Raw genomic sequence first — 17,625 nt, forward strand, 5'->3', positions numbered from 1 at the left:
TCAATTCTCGTTGATCTTCGAGCCTTTGATGATGACATCGCTCGACGCCTTGACGTTGATTTTCCCTGAACCCTTCACCGTGATGTCCTTGCCGTCGATGATGATGGTACCGTCCTTCTTCATCACGATCTTGGAGCTGCCGCACTTGAGGGTAATGTCGTCGGCTGCTTCCACTGACAGGCTCTTACCGACCTTGATGCCGGTATTCTCCTTCACGTCGGTAAGGCTGCCCTTTCCTACCTTCAGGATGTAACCGCCGCCGACGTCGGTGCTGTCGTTCGACTTGATGTTGGCACCGCGTGAGGCGCCTACGTCCGTCGTCTGGGATGCGGCGATCGCAACCGACTGTCCGGCACCGATGCTGATGTTCTGTCCCGCGCCTATGGTCCAGGTATCGCTTGCCCCGATGCTGTGGCTCTGGCTTATACCGACGGTGACCGAGCGCGTCGCGCCGATCGTGTTGCTCTGGAGACCGCCGACGGTGCGCTGTTCCGCCGCTCCGACAGTATCGACGCGCGCCGCCCCGACCGTGACCGTCTGCACAATTCCGACGGTCTGCGAATGGTTGGCGTCGATGTTCTCCGTCGAATTCGACACGACGTGAATCGTCTCGTTCGCCATCACCGTCAGCGAGCGATTGATCCCCACCGTTTCGGTATCATTCGAACCAATATCGGTTGTCTGGTCGACGCCCACCTTTACCGTCTTGTTGTTGCCGACGTCCTCGTCGAGGTTGTGGCCGACGGAGTGCTTGGCGTCATGGTCGATTCGGTCGGACTGGTCATGCTGGACCAGCTTGGTGCGGTCGTTCTTGATCAGAAGGTTATGGTCCTTCTGCGCCTGGAAATTGACCAGTTCGGAACCGGCCTTGTCCTCGAACATCAACTCGTTGTAACCGCCGCCGCCTTTGGAGGAATCCGACTTCCAGCCGGATTGCGTGGCGCTGCCCGGCAGTCCATAGGGCGGCATCTGCGAGGCGTTGTAGACGCGGCCAGTGATGATCGGCAGATCCGGGTCGCCTTCAATGAAGTCGACGATCACCTCCTGGCCGATGCGCGGTATCTGGATGAACCCCCAGCCGCTGCCGGCCCAGGTCTGCGAGACGCGCACGAAGCAGGAGCTGTTCTGGTCCTTCTTGCCGAGGCGGTCCCAGTGAAACTGGACCTTCACCCGTGCGTATTTGTCGGTGAATATTTCTTCACCGGATGGGCCGACCACCGTTGCCGTCTGCGGGCCGCGCATGATCGGCCGTGTCGTGACCCGCGGCGGACGATAGGGCAAGGCAGTCGGCGCCACGCCGAGGATCGCCTTGAAGTTCTCGCTTTCGACGTCGGCAAGGGCTCTGTAGCCCGGATCGAACAGCCTGTATTCGGCGCTGACCACCAGATACTCCTGGTTCTGGTCTTCTCTTGGGAAGCCGTCCAGCTTGAACGTGCAGCCCGAATACAGGCCGCGCACGGTGCCGACGGCAGCGATGCGCTGGTGCACGGCCTGGATTTCCTCGCGCCGTATCGCGGCCAGGCTGTCGCCGCGACCGACATCGAGATGCGCGCCGGGCTGGCGGTAATTCTCGCCCGCGGCCAGCTTGTGACTGAACGGCTGGGCGGATTTGGCCATGAGGTCAGCGCCCGGCTTCGTGAAATCATAGTCGGTATGGACGTAGGCGCCCGGCCGCACCGCACTACCCGGAATCCATTCCGTTATGTATTCGACATCGCGCCGGGAGCCCTGCCCTTCAAAGTGATAAGGCACCTTCTCATAGCCCGGCGCCGGCTTCAGCTTGCTCATGGCATCGGCGAGGACAAGCGTGTGCTTGCCCTCGTCATGCTCGAAAAAGTACAGGATGCCTTCGTGCTCGAGCAGCCGCTGCACGAAATCGAGATCGGTCTCGTCATACTGGACGCAGTATTCGCGCGCCGGATAAGACCCTTGCAGGCGCTTCTCGAATTTCGCCGTGCTGTATTTCGAGAAAACCTCCTCAACGATTTCGATGACGCTCATGTTCTGGAAAATGCGGCAGTCGGTGGTATTGCCGAGGAACCAGAGCCATGGCCTGATGACGGCTTCGTAGTACGCCAGACGGTCCTCGATCCGGGTCAGCCGAAACTCGGAGACAAGGCCGCTGAACCAGCGTTTCGGATCGGATTCACCTTCCACCGAAACAGCACCGCCCAGCATCTTCAGCGGATCGATATCGGGGCTGTTGCTCACGAACCCGACCGTATAGGCCAAGCAACGACTGATCTCATCGCGCCCGATAAGATGCGTGAAGGTCAACAGGTCAGCGCCAACCGGCGTCTGCACAACCGTGGCACGTTCGTTCGGCATGGGTCGTGCCCCCTCCCGCCGCTCGTTTCTGCTTCAGCCTAGCACATGTCTCGCAGCGACCAAAGGGGACGCTTGGCGGCTGCGGCCTGGCTGCCCGTGGATTCATCTACTTGGACGCTTCTGTGCCGCCGCGCTCAGAAATTGTATAATGTGGTGTCGTGGGTGAGTTTTCCCGACAGGATCGACGGCGATTTTTGAATGTTCATCAGGCTGCAGATCAATAATGTCGTCTCCCTGCCCGCCGGTATGTCGACCGGCTACTCCGCTCGTGATCGCAGCTTCGAAATCGGCCGCGAGGGCTGTGACTGGACCTTGCCCGACCCCGACAAGTTCATCTCCGCCAGACATTGCGAAGTGCGTTACGAGGCAGGCGCGTTCTGGCTGCACGACATCTCACGCAACGGCACATTCATCAACGGATCGACCCAGCGCATGGCCGGCCCTCACCGGCTCGGTCAAGGCGACCGGTTGCTGATCGGCCGTTATGTCGTCCTGGTTTCGATTGATGACGAGCGCGCCACGACAGGTCAGCCTCGAAGCAGCCACGGTTCGACGCAGCGACAAATGCCGATCACCACAGGCCGGCCGCGGGACTTCGGAGACCAGCCTTTCTTCGATCCCGCGGAGCAACGGCTCGGGCAGCGAGCACCGGTGTCGACGTCTTCGCTGCCCGCGCCTCTCCCGTCGACGAGAGACGAGGTGCTGCGGGAAATCGCGATCGGAGCCGGCATTTCGCCGGAATTGCTTCAATCGCGTGATCCGCATGAAGTGGCTGCCGAAATCGGCGCCGTGCTTCGAACGGTTGTCGAGGAATTGGCCTTGCTGCTGAAGGCACGTGCGGCTGCGAAAATACTTGCCAAGAGCACACACCGGACGATGATCAGCGCTGCCGATAACAATCCCTTGAAGTTCGTCCCGGGAACCGACGACATCCTCGAAATCATGTTCGCACGGCGTAGAGCCGGCTACCTTGATGCCAGGCACAGTGTCGAAGACGCGTTCCGCGATCTCAAGACGCACGAATTTGCCACCTATGCAGCCATGCAAGCTGCGCTCTCGCGGCTGCTTGACGATCTGTCGCCCGAGGCGATCGGCAAAAAACTCCCCCCCACGTCATTCACATCGAAGAAGAGCCTGGCTTGGGACGCCTTTGTCGCCAAATGGCGGACCATGGAGGAAGCACACGAAAACGGAATGCTGGACATATTCCTGGCTTATTTCAGCGAAGCCTATGCCAAAGCCGACAAGCAAAAATAGGCCGGGAAGACTGAACCTGGCACATGCCCCGGAAATCGGATCGGTTTGCTGCGCCGACCTTCGGCTGCGGAACGGCTCACGCACCAGGTGGAAAGTGTTAGAGCGTCCTTTGCGAGCCCAAAGATGCGGCGCTGTAGTTGGCGAAGAAAAATCCTTTCGCAGCGCTGCATCTGGTTCCAATCGACCGTTTCTAAGCTTACGATCACTTACGACAGTTCGCCAGCGGGTAAAGCTGATTGACCTGGGGGTCTGCGGCACATGTCAAGTTACGGCGGGATAGAAAGATATAGCCGACCTTCCTCCAGACACTGCCCTCGCCAGCAGCGCCTGCATTTCCTGCGCCTGACCAGGGACCGTTTTGCGCCGCTGTGGCGCACACGTGGCAACCGCACGTGGACGGACGTTTGGCGATGAGCTCGAAGGACGATCCGTTCGGCCCAGCGGGCAAGACCGTCATTCGCGCACCGCGTCGCGCTGAAAAATCAGCGCCAGCTCCTTACACACCTGTTCCCGACAACGGGCACCCCGGTCCCTCGCGGGTTAAGGATTCAACGGTTTTCGATCCGGGTGTCGGTCGGCATGCACCGCCGGGCTGGACATCCGGAACCGTGATTTATCAAGGCGCAGATCCCAGCGCAGCGGCGGGAACCGGCCCCTCTGCGACAACGGCGAGCCCAGCCATTCAGCAACAAATCCTGCTGAATGCCACGGACAGCGTCAAATATTCCGCAGCAAATCAGATCCTCGCTGCGGCCGCTCCTTTGCTGCTGCTGTTTAGCCAGCTCAGGCTTATGCCTGTCGAAAGACAAGCGGAACAACTGGCGGAACATGTTGCCGAGGCAATCGAAAAATTCGACCGGACAATGGAGAAAGCCGGTGTTCCCGAAGAAGATGCACGGATCGCAAAATTTACTCTCTGCGAAACCGCTGACGACCTCATCGGCAACCTGCCTTGGCCCAAGAAAGACGCCTGGGCGCAGCACAGCATGCTGTCACAGTTCTTTCACGTCGTGCCCACCGGCTCGGGCTTCTACGAAGCGCTGAACAAGATACTGGCCGCGCCGGAGGCACACTACGATTTGCTTGAACTGATGCATGCCTGCCTGTCGCTGGGGTTCGAAGGCCAGTATCGAGGCCTTGCGCGCGAGGACAACAATCTCGAACGCGTTCGACGCGACGTCTACGAGACGCTTCGCTACTTCAGGGCGCGTGCCGGCGACGACATCTCGCCCCACTGGCAAAGCCTGGCGGTGTCAAGCGCACAGCCGTCGGTCCGGTTGCCGCTCTGGGTGGTTGCGGCCACAGCGTCGGCGCTGTTGACGGCGGTATTCTTCGCATTGCGGGTCTTCATCACCCAAGAGGGCGACGCCCTTGCCAGTGGCTTGCTGAAGCTCGATCCATCGACGCCGATCGCCATCGAACGCGCGACCATGGTGCCGTCGGCTGCGCCGGTGAAAGTCGCTGCGCCTGTCGCCCCTACCCGTTCTCAGATCGATCGCATCCATGCGGCACTGGCCGAGAATATCGCGCGCGGCGGACTGACCGTCGGCACGCAGGGCAAGTTCATCGTCGTGGAGATCAACAATATCCTGTTGTTCCAGTCCGGCGGGGCCGAGATAAAGCCGGAGTTTGGACCGATCGCCGCAGACATCGCCGCCGCGCTGGAACCGGAGCCCGGACCGATCATGATCGTCGGCCATACGGACAATGTGAAGCCGCGAAAATCGAGCGCGTTCAAATCCAACTTCGACCTTTCCATCGCCCGGGCGAAGGCTGTCGAAGCGATGATGGCGCCGCGGTTCAGCAAGCCTTCCCGGATCACGGTCGACGGCAAGGGCGAAGACGAACCGATCGCCGACAATGCGACGCCGGAAGGCCGCGCCCAGAATCGCCGTGTCGACCTGATGATCCCCAAGGAAGAAACGCTGTGAGCACGGCCATTTGGAAGCGCCTATGACGCGTTGGCTGCTGCGGATATTCAGCGCGATCGCGTTGGCCGGTTTCGCGGCAGCCGTCTGGTTTGCCGGACCATTGATCCGCTTTGCCGATACCCGCCCGCTGGCACCCGTCTGGCTGCGCGTGACGATCATCGGCATGATCGTTGCGATCGTGACGCTCTTCTATGGACTCCGTTTCTGGCAAAAGCGAAAGGCACAAAAAGCGCTCGAGACGATAGTCACCCGCAACGACGACAGGGATGACGACTCGCAGGTGCTCGAGGCTCGCATGAGTGAGGCCGTCGCTGCGCTCAAGCGGTCGAGCGGCAAGCGCAACTTCCTCTACGAGATTCCCTGGTACGTCGTCATCGGCCCACCTGGTGCCGGCAAGACAACGGCGTTGGTCAATTCGGGTCTGAACTTTCCGCTTGCCGGTTCGGGCGACGCCCAGCCGGTGGCCGGCGTTGGCGGCACACGATCCTGCGACTGGTGGTTCACCGACCAGGCGGTGCTGATCGACACCGCCGGACGCTACACGACGCAGGATTCCAACGCGCAGAGCGACAAGAAGAGCTGGCTCGCCTTCTTGTCGCTGCTTAAGAAATACCGCACCAGGCAACCGATAAACGGGGTTATCCTGGCCATCAGCCTTGCCGATCTCATGAGCCCCGATGATCGGCAGCTTGACGTCCATGTCGTTGAAATACGCAGCCGTCTGCGCGAAATCCACGAAACACTGAAAATCCAGTTCCCGGTGTACCTGCTCTTCACCAAGGCCGACCTTGTCGCCGGTTTCATGGATTATTTTGGCGGTTTCGACGAGCAGCGCCGCCGCAAAGTATGGGGCGTGACATTCCAGACCGCCGATCGCAGCAAAAACATGGTCGGTGAGGCACCGGCCGAATTCGACGCATTGGCAAAACGCCTGGCGGAGGAGATCGCCGACCGCCTGCAGGAAGAGGCCGATCCGGTCGCACGCATATCCATCTTTGGCTTTCCAGCCCAGTTTGGCGCGCTGAAGGGCCGTATCGCCAGTTTCATCGCCAGCATATTCGATCCGGCCCGCAGCCAGGTGAACGTCAGCTTGCGTGGACTCTATTTTTCGTCAGGCACGCAGGAGGGTACGGCGATCGACCAGGTCCTGGGCGCAATCGGCCGCAGTTTCGGCAGCGCTTCTCGCGCCCATCTTTCCGGCACTGGCAAAAGCTTCTTTTTGCATGATCTTCTGACCGACGTCATTTTCGCTGAATCCGGGTGGGTTTCATACGACAAATCGGCTGAAAGGCATGCAGCGATCGCCAGATATGGCGGCCTTGGCGCAATAACATTGATCGCTGCGGCGGCTCTGGGCACCTTGGCCCTGAGCTTTACGGTCAACAGGTCGCTGATCGCCTCTACCGCGCAAGCTATAGGCCAGTATCGCGAGACGGCAGACCCGCTACTCAAAATCTCGACGGTCGCCGATGTCGACCTCGAAAACGTCATTGGCCCGCTCGACCAGTTGCGCGATCTGCCGGCCGGGTTCGGCACCAGTGACTTGCCGACACCGATCGAGGAGACGTTCGGCCTCGGTCAGCGGGAAAGACTACTTTCGGCATCAAAAACAGCTTACCGGCAAGCGCTGGAGCGCATGTTCCGCTCGCGCCTGCTGCTTCAGGCCGAACGGACGATCCAGGCCAAGATGGCTGATCCCGCCGCGCTCTACGAACCGCTGAAAATCTACCTGATGCTGGGCGGCAAGGCGCCGAAGGTCGACGACGAGTTGATCGTTTCCTGGATGAGGCAGGATTGGGAGCAGAACCGGTATCCGGGCGAAAACAACCGCGAGGGACGGGCGCAACTCGAAAAGCATTTGCGGGCCATGCTTGCGTTGGACGACGCCTATGACCCGGTTTTCGAACTCAACCAGCCACTCGTCGAAGCTGCTCAACGCTCGCTCGGACGCATGAGCCTTGCCGATCATGCCTCCGCCTTGATAAATTCGGCGGTATACGCGGCAGCGCTGGGCGATTTTTCCGTCTCCGTGAAAGGCGGCCCGGAAGCGCAGCTGTTGTTCGAGCGTGTCGATGGTGGCGATCTGTCAGGCCTTCGCGTTCCCGGTATCTACACCTATAGCGGCTTCAACAATTTTTATCTCGGACAACTCTCGCGCATTGCGCAGATGCTTGTCGATGACCAGTGGGTTCTCGGCGGCGGCGGCGAGCAAGGTGGCATCGACCAGGAGTTGCTTAAGCTCGGTCCCGAACTTGTCGAGCGCTATGGGAGGGAGTTCGCCGCAGCGTGGAACGGGGTTCTCGACAAGTTGAAGTTCAACGCGATGCTGAAGGACAAGCCGCACTATATCGCGCTGTCCGCAGCCGCGTCACCAACCTCGCCAATCGACCAGCTTTTTACGGCGATCGCCGACGAAACAGCTCTGACGCGAGAAGCTGGTTCCGGCAAAGACTTCGGCTCCGAGGCCGAAGCCGACATGCTTCAAAACCAGCCGCAGAACGCCGCAGATACCGCCAGGGGATTGGCCCGCATCGGGATTCAAATCGCCAGCGGCAAATCGCAAAGCCGGGCCGGTATTGCGTCCGCTAGCGGGCAGAATCCCGGGGCGAACATCGAAGCGCAATTCAGATCATTCCAGGCTTTGGTGAACGGTCCCGCCGGACGCCGCCCAGTCGATGCGTTGACCCAGAATTTCCGCGACATCTATCAAAGCCTGCAACTGGCGGCCGACGTCCCTTCGCAAGTAGAACGCGTCAACATGAATCTGCAGCTGCAGATATCCACCCTTCGCGCCAATGTCTCGCGTCTGCCTAAGCAACTCGCCCGAATGGTCACCGCAACCGCCGACGAGCTTGACGGCAACTTCGCAGAAACCTCGCTAACGAATTTGAACCAGACGCTCGACCAGACGGTCACGCGCGCCTGCGAGGAGATGGTCGAGGGCCGTTATCCTTTCGCCAGCGATGGCTCGGAGGATATTGCAATGGCGGATTTCGCGAAACTGTTCGCTCCAGGCGGACTGATGGACCGGTTCTTCGCACAGAATCTGGCATCGCTAATCGACATGACCGGCCAGGACTGGAGCTGGAAACAGGATGCGCGTTTCGGGCGCGACCTGTCGAAGTCGACCTTGAAAAACTTCCAGCTGGCCGCGGAAATCCGCAACGCCTTCTTTCCTTCAGGTGGTTCGGTGCCGTCAGTCAGTGTCACCTTTACGCCGTTTTCACTGCATGGCGATGCCGATACGGCGCTACTCGATATCGATGGCCAGATTGTTCAAAGCAACCAGGCGGGCAACGCGCCAAGCACGGTGAGCTGGCCGAGCGGCATGGCTTCCGCGTCCGCGAGCCTGAGCCTCATTCCGGAGATGCCGGGCCGGGAGTCCGCGATCAGGTTCGAGGGTCCGTGGGCACTGAAGCGCCTGCTGGACAAGGCTGAGATCACCAGCACCGGCGGCAACACGCAAGCCCGTTTCGTGATCGGCGGACGCGATGTCGCCTATACGGTCAAGACCAGTTCGGACCCCAACCCTCTCTTCCTTCCTGCGTTTTCTGGGTTCAGCTGTCCACAGGCGTTTTGAGATGACCTTTGAATTTTCCAATACGGTCATGCGGTCCATCGGCAACAGACGCGCGGACGTTGATTTCGATACTTTAATATTCGAGCCTGTGGCAAACTGGCGCGATCGAGCGCCTGACAGTGCGGCGCAGAGGACGCTTGAGAAGCGCTTGGTGGCAAAGTGAACAATGTCGCCCTTCCCTTTGAAAGCTTCGGCGTTAGCCACAGAGGCTGTGTCCGTGAGCTCAATGAAGACAGCTATCTGGTCGAGCCGGAAACTGGCCTGTGGGTGGTGGCCGATGGAATGGGTGGACATGATGCCGGGGAAGTCGCTTCGGCCAGCATCGTCGATCATCTGGCAACGATCGGCATTGCAAGCTCTGCACCGGATCTTCGCGCCCGCTTCGAGGACCGGCTGAGCCGGGCCAACGCCGAAATCCGCAGGATAGCGGAATCCCGCGGAGTAACCATTGGCTCCACTGTGGCCGCCCTGCTGGCGATGGATGGCCGGTTTGCCTGCCTGTGGGCGGGCGACAGTCGCGTCTATCTGATCCGCAACGCCTCGATCTCCCAGATTTCGAAGGACCATACCGAAGTTCAGGAACTTCTCGACAAGGGCATGATCAGCGCAGCCGAAGCGCTAGCTTGGCCGCGCCGCAACGTTATTACGCATGCGGTCGGCGTCAGCGACGAGATCGTCATTGATTTCCAGCAAGGCGAAATCATGCCGGGCGACATATTTGTGTTGAGCACCGACGGGCTGACAGCGCATGTCACAGACGCCGAGATCGAGGCGGCAGCGGTGTCGGCGACACCTCAGGCGGCATGCGAAAACCTGCTACAAACGGTGCTGGCCCGCGGTGGAACAGACAATGTCACGATCGTGCTCGTGAAGATCGGTAACGGGCGCAATGAGGCCTATCCCGATCCTCCCAGAGCGGAAGGTTGAGGCTGATGAGCGCCGACGACAAGACGCGGATATCGCCTAACGTGGCCAACACAGCCGTAGGCACGCAACTCAGCGGCATCTATGAACTAGACGAGCGGATCGCATTCGGTGGCATGGGCGAAGTCTACCGCGGCCACAACATCCAAACCGGCGACCACGTCGCGATCAAGATCGTCTTGCCCGAGTTCGCCCGTGATCAGACGATCCTGTCGCTGTTCCGCAAGGAAGCGTCGATCCTCAATCACCTGTCGCACGATGCGGTCGTGCGGTATCACGTCTTCACGATCGATCCCGGCATCGGTCGCCCCTATCTTGCCATGGAATTCGTCGACGGCCAGTCGCTGTTCGATATCATGCGACGTGGGCCGATGCCGACGGAAGACGTGCGCAAGCTTTGCCATCGCTTGGCTTCCGGCCTGAGCGCCGTGCACCAGGCGGGAGCAATACACCGCGACCTCTCCCCGGATAACATCATCCTGCCAGGAGGCCGGGTCGAACGCGCAAAGATCGTCGATTTTGGCATCGCGCGGTCGGCGACCGTCGGCGGAGAGACGCTGATCGGCGGAAAGTTCGCGGGAAAGTACAACTACGTTTCTCCCGAACAGCTCGGGCTGTACAGCGGCGACGTCAGCGAGCAATCCGACATCTACAGCCTGGGCTTGGTGCTGGCCGCTGCTCTGCGCGGGAAACCGATCGACATGGGCGGCTCCCAGTTGGAGATCGTGGAAAAACGCCGAACCGTTCCGGACCTATCCGACATCGACGCCGATTTTCGTGGAATTGTTGAAGCCATGCTGCAGCCGGATCCACAAGACCGGCCGATCAGCATGGCGGACATCGCCAGGGCGACACGTGACGATACGGATGAGGAAACAACGCCGCCAACGTCGATCACGACGCGCGACCGGGCGGGTTTGCCGCGAGCGGGGGGGACGGTCACACCTGGGCCCAAGCTCCCAAGTCAGCCTCAGGCGGCTCCGGGTGAACAGCGCTTCGTTCCGCATGTTCGGCCGGCGCTTCTGTCCGAGCCAAGGCCTTCGGCAGTAGCCGGTCCTGCTCGGGCGGTTTTGCCTAATGCCCCTGGAAAGTCCGCCAAGACCCGATCGATCGCGATCGCTGCCTTGGCGTCATTAGCTGTCGCGTCCGGTGCAGGCATCTATCTGAGCGGCTTGATGACGCCTTCCACGCCGACCGTCGGCGATACATCGTTTTTGTCTCCAAAAGCATCAAAACCTGTCCAGACGGACAGTGCTCCAAATTCGCCGGGCGATGAGCCGGCAAAGGCAGTTCCACCCCAGCCCGCCGACGTCCTCTCACCAACCGAGGAAGCCCTGGAGCCGTCGGCATCCGCGGAAACCTCGGAGCCGGCGGCAGCCGAGGCGCAGCCGCCACCCGAAAATCGGGCAGATGTCGCGGCGGATCAAAGGTTGGAGCCGACACGGCCCGCCGAAGTCCTCTCACCAACCGAGGAAACCCCGGAGCCGGCGCCAGCCGAGACGCTGTCGCGAGCTGAAAATCAGGCAGGTGCCGCGGCGGATCAAAAGTTGGAGCCGGCACGGCCTGCAGAAGTCCTTTCGCCAACCGAGGAAACCCCGGGGCCGTCGATAGCCGAAGCGCCATCGCCAGCTGAAGATCGGGCAGATGCCGCGGCGGATCAAAAGTTGGAGCCGACACGGCCCGCCGAAGTCCTCTCGCCAACCGAGGAAACCCCGGAGCCGGTTCCGCCGCGCGTCCAGGTCGCGCCAATGCCGCCGGCCGACAAGGCCCCGCCGCCCCCAGCGGTCCAGCCCGACGTGATGGAGAGCCCGAAGCCCGATCAGTCGGCCAGCCAGCAGGCCGCGCGGGCGCCCGACCCCGCTGCAGACCAGACGGATGATATGAACGCAAAGGGGCAGCACGACGAGCCTGCGGCAGGCAAACAGCCGGGCGAAGCCGCCGTTGCCTTGAACGTGCCGAAACCGGAACTTGAACAACCGCCGAAAAATGCCCTCGACTACCCTGCTCAACGGGCCTCTTGGGTGCGCGACTTCAACGGCGGCGACTGTTTCTATGCGACGTTGACGTCGGCAACCGAGACCGCTGTCGAGATCGAAGGATTAGGCACAGAGGTCCAGCCATTCGAACGAATGTTGTCCGATTTCCAGGCAAGATTTCATGTCGAACCGGACATCAGCGTCCGCCTCATTGAACCGGCTCAATGCGAAGTTACCAATTTTCTGCGTTTTCTAGACCAGATGGCGACTGACAAGCCGCAGCTTGTTCTCGATCGAACGACGGTGCCGAGCGGCTCGCCGATCGGCGGCACGCTGGTGACGCGCGGCGGCCTCATTTCCAGCGTGCTGCTGATCGACCACAGGGGTATGGCATTCAACCTCGACGGTCGTATCTTGGCGCAAGCCGACAAGGCCACGTTCAAGTTTCCGATCGATCTCGGCGCAGCCGATAAGGCGGCCGGCAAGGTCGTGCCGCAGATCATAATGGTGATCACGGGTCCACAGGATGTTCAGGCTGCGGCGTTCTCCACGCCGACACCAGCCGCGCTGCTGTTGCCCAAGATTCTCGAAGAGATCGCGACCACCAGATCTGAGTTCTCCGCCACCGCAAAGTACTTCCGGCTCGGCGGGTAGCATGGACGCCGATGGACCGCCGCCGCTCGCGTTTTTCCTTCCCGACCACTGTCCCGCCCAAAAATCAGCGTGACTGGCTTCGCGGCCTGCTTGCGTTGAGAGGCCGCATCAAACTTGTGGTCATGTCGGGCGCGACATTGCTGGCTCTCCTGTCGTCCCACGAAGCGCGCGCCGAATTCACCGTCTGCAATCAGACGCTCGACGTCGTCAATCTCGCTGTCGGCCAAAAGGTCGACAATACGGACCAGACCGATGGCTGGTGGACCATCGGCGCAAATCAGTGCGTGAACGTCATCCGCGAGGAACTCACGAACCGCTACATTTACATCTATGCGACGGACGTCTTTGGCCACGCAACCCTGACCGGGTCGACCGAAATGTGCATCGACCGGCGGCGTTTTTCGATACGCGGCATCGACGAATGCTGGCAGCGCGGCCATATCGCCGCACGATTTCTCGAAGTCGATACGCTTGAACAGGTGCGGTGGACCTTTTTTCTGACCGGAAGCAATCCGTGACGCACAGTATCGACACAAGCTTCAGGTTGAAAAAGCAGGCGCGCGCCGCCCTGCGCAGACGCAGGCTCTGGCGCCGACTCCTTGCCGGTCTTGCTGTGGTTGTCCTGTTGTCGATCGCTGCCGGCTTTTATCTCACCGCGGACTATTGGTCGTTTGGCGATGAAGATGAGGAGTTGCACGCCGTCGAGGGAACCGACGATGTGCCCGCCGATGCATCGGTCTATGTGCCTGCCATCATCGATCTCGCAGGAGACCCGATGTGGATCACCCTTGCGCCCGACACCGGCGCCGCAACAAAAAGCCAAGTGATCCCGCGCCCGGCAGGACTCGATCAGGCTGGAGTTTCTCCCCAGATCGAGATTCTGGCTGACGTGATGCTTAGCGCCAGCGAAAAGTTCATGACAACGATACCGTCCACGCAAGAAGACTTCGCATTCTTCCAGGCACAGCGACAGACCGCGCCGGCGTCATCCAACGATCTGCAAGACGATGTTCAGCCACCGCCCGTTCTAAACGAGGCTCCGGTTGCTTCGGACCCGCAGGTGGACGCCGATTATGCCGAAGCAGGTTGGGGCGAAACAATCGATTCAGGCGAGGCAGCCCTTCCCACGTTCCGGAAAACCCAGATCGAAAACAACACAAGCGTCGCAAACGTCACCAGCGAGTATCAACGATACAAGGCTACCGAGGACACATTCGTAAAGATTCTCAACGACCGCAGCTTGGACAGCGTTGCCCTGGATGCGCATTTCTCCGCCGAGGATGCCAAACTGGCAGGCGAAGCCCTGAAGACGCTTTTCAATCGGGAAAGCCTTGAGCCAGGTTATGTCGTCGCCATGCGCGGTTTCAGGCCGACGCGCGAGACGACAACCATGTCCCTCATGCAGATTTCAATCTACGCCAAGAATGTATTTGTCGGTACGCTGACGCGCAATGCCGCTGGTGTGTTTGTGTCTGGTGTGGATCCCTGGGTCCGCGAAGATCTGTTCAACTACTCGGGCGCACAGGCAGAAGGCACGCACAAAAGGCAATACCGGCTGCTCGATGCAATCTACTCAACAGCAGCACGCAACAAAGTCCCGACCGGCGTGATCGGAGAAGCGATCATGTATCTCTCGCGAGGACAGGATCTGGATGCGTTTGCCAGCGAAGAGCAACGTCTGGTCCTGATCTATTCGCAAAGGCCGCGTGGCAAGGAAGAGACGGCCGGGCGCGTGTTATATGTGGGTGTCCAGGGTGCCGAAAAAAGCCTCGACTGTTTCGTGTTCCAGCAGACCGACGGCCAGTTTGCATGCGTTAGCGGCGACGATCAGGTTCGCTCGCTGACGGTCACAAACGGCATGGTCACCCCGGTCAACGGGGTCATGACGTCCACCTTCGGCCCACGCAAGCACCCGATCCTCGGGACTGTTCGCATCCACAAGGGCGTGGATTGGGCGGCGCCTCTGGGTACGCCGATTGCAGCCGCCTTCGACGGCGAAGTCGTTTTTCAAGGCGATGGAGGGGGTTACGGCAACCTGGTGAAGATTTCGCACGGAAACGGGCGCGAGACGCGCTATGCGCATATGCAGAAATTCGCGGTCAAAGGCGGTGTCGGCGCGAAGGTGAAGGCAGGCGATATCATTGGTTACATTGGCACTACCGGCCTTTCGACTGGGCCGCACCTGCATTTCGAACTCTATCGCGATGGCGAGGCGATCGATCCCCTGGGTACGGTTACCGCCATCGCAACGGATGATTCCGCTGTCGAAACGCTGACCGACCGTATCGTTCAAGTCGAAAGTGGCGGCAGCGCCCGCGCCAAGAACCCACTTTCTTCGGCGACCGGCGCCGGTCAGTTCATAACGAAGACCTGGATCAGGATGATGAACACCTACCGCCCCGAACTTGCGCGGACACTGTCAACCGCCGACCTGCTCGCTTTACGTTACGACGCCACCATCTCGCGCGAGATGGTCAGCAATCTGGCGCGCGAAGGCGAAGCCTATCTTCGGGCGCGCGGCCACCAGATCACAGCCGGCCGGCTTTATCTCTGTCATTTCCTGGGAATGGAAGGCGCCCATCAAGTGTTGTCATCGCCGGGTTCGGCGCAATTGAGCGCCGTGCTCGGGTCGGCCGTCATTCAAGCCAACCCGTTTCTCACCGGCAAGTCCGCCAGCTATGTCGTGAGCTGGGCCGAAAGGAAAATGGGCAGGAAGCTGAGCCCGACGACGACTGAGGTGGCTCAACCGACAACGACAACAACGCAAGTCCGGCAGACATCGCCGGAGTTCGAAAAATACAAGCAGGCGATCACGGCCCTCATAAGCCCGATGCAGAATACCCTTTGAACCAGCCATAACCCGGAAATCGGAATCGGTTTTGCTGCGCTAACCTCCGGTTCGCGCGTGGAAAACGGCGCGCGGCTCTGGTCTCAGCCTAGCGCACCCGCTCCAGCTACTCAGTCCTTATCCGCATTTCCACCCGGCGGTTTACCGGATCGAATGGGTTGGGGTCGCGCGGATTCGTCTCGCCCAGGCCCGTCGCTTTGATGCGGGCAGGATCGATGCCGTTAGAGGTCAGGAAGGTTGTTACCGATCTGGCTCTTCGTTCCGACAGTCCCTCATTGTAATCAGCGGAGCCGGTCGCATCTGTATGCCCCTCAACAACGAAGTTCAGAGCGCTCAGTCGGCTGTCCTTCAGTGCCTTGGCGAACTCGTCCAGTTCAGCGCGCGCAGTCGCATCGAGTTCCGCAGAATCCAGGCCGAAGTTGATCAGCATGTCGAGGCTGGTTTTTTCGGCCGGCGCTGCTTTGTTCTTGCTGCTGCATTCGTCTTCGGTGCCGACGCAAATTCCACGCGACGGGCCGAACTCGCTCGCTGCGTCAAAAAACTTCACGATGTCTTCTGATTTCTGAAGCGGATCAGCAAAAGCATGGATCGAAAAAAGCGTGACCGTAAACACGAAGGCTAAACTGCCCAACTGCATAACGGTTACTCCTGTCTTGAGCATCCGATTTCATCGACTGCGGACAATACCAAATTCCGAAGCGAATGTCTGTCAATAAACGTCAGGCATACGAGGAGTGGACGGCAGTTGCATCTTGCTGAGGACTGGAGACTTGACCGCACCCTGTCCAGGCTTCAGTGTCGATCGTTCCCTGGTGAAAGCGTGGGCGGCCATGGCCAATGAGCTTCGATTCAAAACGGCACGGGATCTTTTCATGGCCTGCCCCGCTGTTTCCAGGGACATGGTGGCACGTCCGACCGAACAGCCTTCAATCGAATTTTGCCGCGCCCTCCTTGCCGGGCGGGTGCCCGAGGAGGCGATTACGTTCTGTGCCTATCTGCTTCCCGAGCGGGCTGCGGTGTGGTGGGCCCATGAGTGCTTGAGCCACCTCACCGTTCTGCTCGATCGCAGGGATCAGGAATTGCTCGCGCTTGTTCGTGACTGGGTCAGCGAACCGGATAGCGCTCACCATCGCGCCGAAGTGAGCAAGGCTGCGGCAGGAATGCCGCCAACAACGCCTGCCGTCTGGATTGCCCTGGCTGCAGGATGGCATGGCAATAGTGCAGCTATGGAGACGTCAGCGGTATCGGCCTTGCAACCAGCCGCCCGCGCTGTGAGTGCGGGGGTTCTGGCCGGACTGGCACGCGTTGCGCTGGAGGACCGCTTTTCAGTTCTTTCCGCGTTTGTCGAAATGGGCATTCAGATGGCGGAGATCGAGGCGCTGCGCCAATCAGCGGATGCAAATTAGAGTGCAGTCTGGATCCTGATTGCTTGCCTTACTTGCAGCCGTCTTGGACCCATTTGGCAGCGCCACCCTGAAACGTGTCCCCAGCGGATGTTGCAGCCGCAGCACCGAGACATCGTCGGTGGCGAAACTTCCTGTCCGCACAACCGAGCCCAGTTCCATGGCAGCCATCGTAGTGACTGTCCCATATTGCCTCGTCGAGCCCTTCCACCGGACTGAAGCGTGGCTTGCCTTTGAGGTCTTTCCGTCGATTGCGGGATCGCCGAAGTCTATAGATAGGTCGGAAAAAATAGGGTCGTCCGAAGCCAGGCAGTGGATCAACGGTATCCGTCATCCCTAGATCTTCAGATCTTCGCGGTGCGGTCGAGAACGACATGGTGCGGCATCCTCCGATCCGCCCCGTGATGTTGCGCGAGCTTTCGTGAAAGCGAAACGGAAGTTGGCTTATCCCCAGCCGCCGCCGCCTCCGCCTCCGCCTCCGCCTCGCCAAGGAGCAGGAGCGATCACAGGAGGTGCGGCAACAGGCTCTACCTCAACCGGCTTGATCACTTTTTTCGTCACCACCCGTTTGGGAGCGGCCTTGACGACCTTCTGCTCTACAGGTGTCCTGCGAACGACCTTCGGCGGTGACGTCTCCACCAGCGGCGTTGGTTCGGGTGGCATCAAGGACGTGCAGCCTGTGAGCCCCACCAGGATGCCGGACAGGGCTGTTGCGACGATTGCG

At 60.2% G+C, this 17,625-nt stretch carries 10 protein-coding genes; 8 read left to right on the plus strand and 2 right to left on the minus strand.

The window, feature by feature from the left end:
• Nucleotides 1-2,328: a type VI secretion system Vgr family protein gene (locus CIT31_RS18445; RefSeq protein WP_095519770.1), complete on the minus strand. Its 2,328-nt coding sequence runs from the start codon at nt 2,326-2,328 to the stop codon at nt 1-3.
• 198 nt (nt 2,329-2,526) lie between these two features.
• Here CIT31_RS18445 and tagH point away from each other — a divergent pair, with 198 nt between their 5' ends.
• From tagH to CIT31_RS18480, 7 genes are all read left to right on the plus strand, one after another.
• On the plus strand, nt 2,527-3,585 hold the full coding sequence (gene tagH / locus CIT31_RS18450) for a type VI secretion system-associated FHA domain protein TagH (protein ID WP_095519771.1): 1,059 nt from the start codon (nt 2,527-2,529) through the stop codon (nt 3,583-3,585).
• 410 nt (nt 3,586-3,995) lie between these two features.
• Nucleotides 3,996-5,516 carry a type VI secretion system protein TssL, long form gene (gene tssL / locus CIT31_RS18455; protein ID WP_095519772.1) on the plus strand — a complete coding sequence of 507 codons (1,521 nt, stop codon included), beginning with the start codon at nt 3,996-3,998 and terminating at the stop codon, nt 5,514-5,516.
• A 22-nt stretch (nt 5,517-5,538) separates the two neighbouring features.
• Nucleotides 5,539-9,096 carry a type VI secretion system membrane subunit TssM gene (tssM, locus tag CIT31_RS18460; protein ID WP_095519773.1) on the plus strand — a complete coding sequence of 1,186 codons (3,558 nt, stop codon included), beginning with the start codon at nt 5,539-5,541 and terminating at the stop codon, nt 9,094-9,096.
• Between the two features lie 159 nt (nt 9,097-9,255).
• Nucleotides 9,256-10,023 (plus strand): PP2C family protein-serine/threonine phosphatase, encoded by a 768-nt coding sequence (locus CIT31_RS18465; protein WP_095519774.1) that lies wholly within the window; start codon nt 9,256-9,258, stop codon nt 10,021-10,023.
• A gap of 5 nt (nt 10,024-10,028) precedes the next feature.
• Complete coding sequence (locus tag CIT31_RS18470; protein WP_095519775.1) at nt 10,029-12,650, plus strand: serine/threonine-protein kinase; 2,622 nt, start codon at nt 10,029-10,031, stop codon at nt 12,648-12,650.
• Nucleotides 12,651-12,661: 11 nt separating this feature from the next.
• Nucleotides 12,662-13,168, plus strand: coding sequence for a DUF1036 domain-containing protein (locus CIT31_RS18475; protein WP_165778491.1), 507 nt, complete (start codon nt 12,662-12,664; stop codon nt 13,166-13,168).
• On the plus strand, nt 13,165-15,498 hold the full coding sequence (locus CIT31_RS18480; RefSeq protein ID WP_095519776.1) for a M23 family metallopeptidase: 2,334 nt from the start codon (nt 13,165-13,167) through the stop codon (nt 15,496-15,498). The genes CIT31_RS18475 and CIT31_RS18480 overlap by 4 nt, the downstream gene beginning before the upstream one ends.
• A gap of 106 nt (nt 15,499-15,604) precedes the next feature.
• Here the strand turns inward: CIT31_RS18480 and CIT31_RS18485 are convergent, their stop codons facing one another.
• Nucleotides 15,605-16,135: an OmpA family protein gene (locus CIT31_RS18485; RefSeq protein WP_095519941.1), complete on the minus strand. Its 531-nt coding sequence runs from the start codon at nt 16,133-16,135 to the stop codon at nt 15,605-15,607.
• Between the two features lie 133 nt (nt 16,136-16,268).
• Between CIT31_RS18485 and CIT31_RS18490 the strand changes: the two genes are divergently transcribed.
• A complete protein-coding gene (locus CIT31_RS18490; RefSeq protein ID WP_245316366.1) occupies nt 16,269-16,904 on the plus strand; it encodes a DUF6931 family protein in 636 nt (211 codons plus the stop codon).
• The last annotated feature ends 721 nt before the right edge of the window (nt 16,905-17,625 follow it).

Origin of the sequence: Mesorhizobium wenxiniae (assembly GCF_002284535.1) — a bacterium.
Classification (GTDB): domain Bacteria; phylum Pseudomonadota; class Alphaproteobacteria; order Rhizobiales; family Rhizobiaceae; genus Mesorhizobium; species Mesorhizobium wenxiniae.

Bases quoted from the DNA above. Each gene is read 5' to 3' on its own strand.
- tssM (WP_095519773.1), top strand. From the start codon at position 5,539: ATGACGCGTTGGCTGCTGCGGATATTCAGCGCGATCGCGTTGGCCGGT.
- CIT31_RS18445 (WP_095519770.1), bottom strand. From the start codon at position 2,328: ATGCCGAACGAACGTGCCACGGTTGTGCAGACGCCGGTTGGCGCTGAC.
- tagH (WP_095519771.1), top strand. From the start codon at position 2,527: ATGTTCATCAGGCTGCAGATCAATAATGTCGTCTCCCTGCCCGCCGGT.
- CIT31_RS18485 (WP_095519941.1), bottom strand. From the start codon at position 16,135: ATGCAGTTGGGCAGTTTAGCCTTCGTGTTTACGGTCACGCTTTTTTCG.
- CIT31_RS18470 (WP_095519775.1), top strand. From the start codon at position 10,029: ATGAGCGCCGACGACAAGACGCGGATATCGCCTAACGTGGCCAACACA.
- CIT31_RS18475 (WP_165778491.1), top strand. From the start codon at position 12,662: ATGGACCGCCGCCGCTCGCGTTTTTCCTTCCCGACCACTGTCCCGCCC.
- tssL (WP_095519772.1), top strand. From the start codon at position 3,996: ATGAGCTCGAAGGACGATCCGTTCGGCCCAGCGGGCAAGACCGTCATT.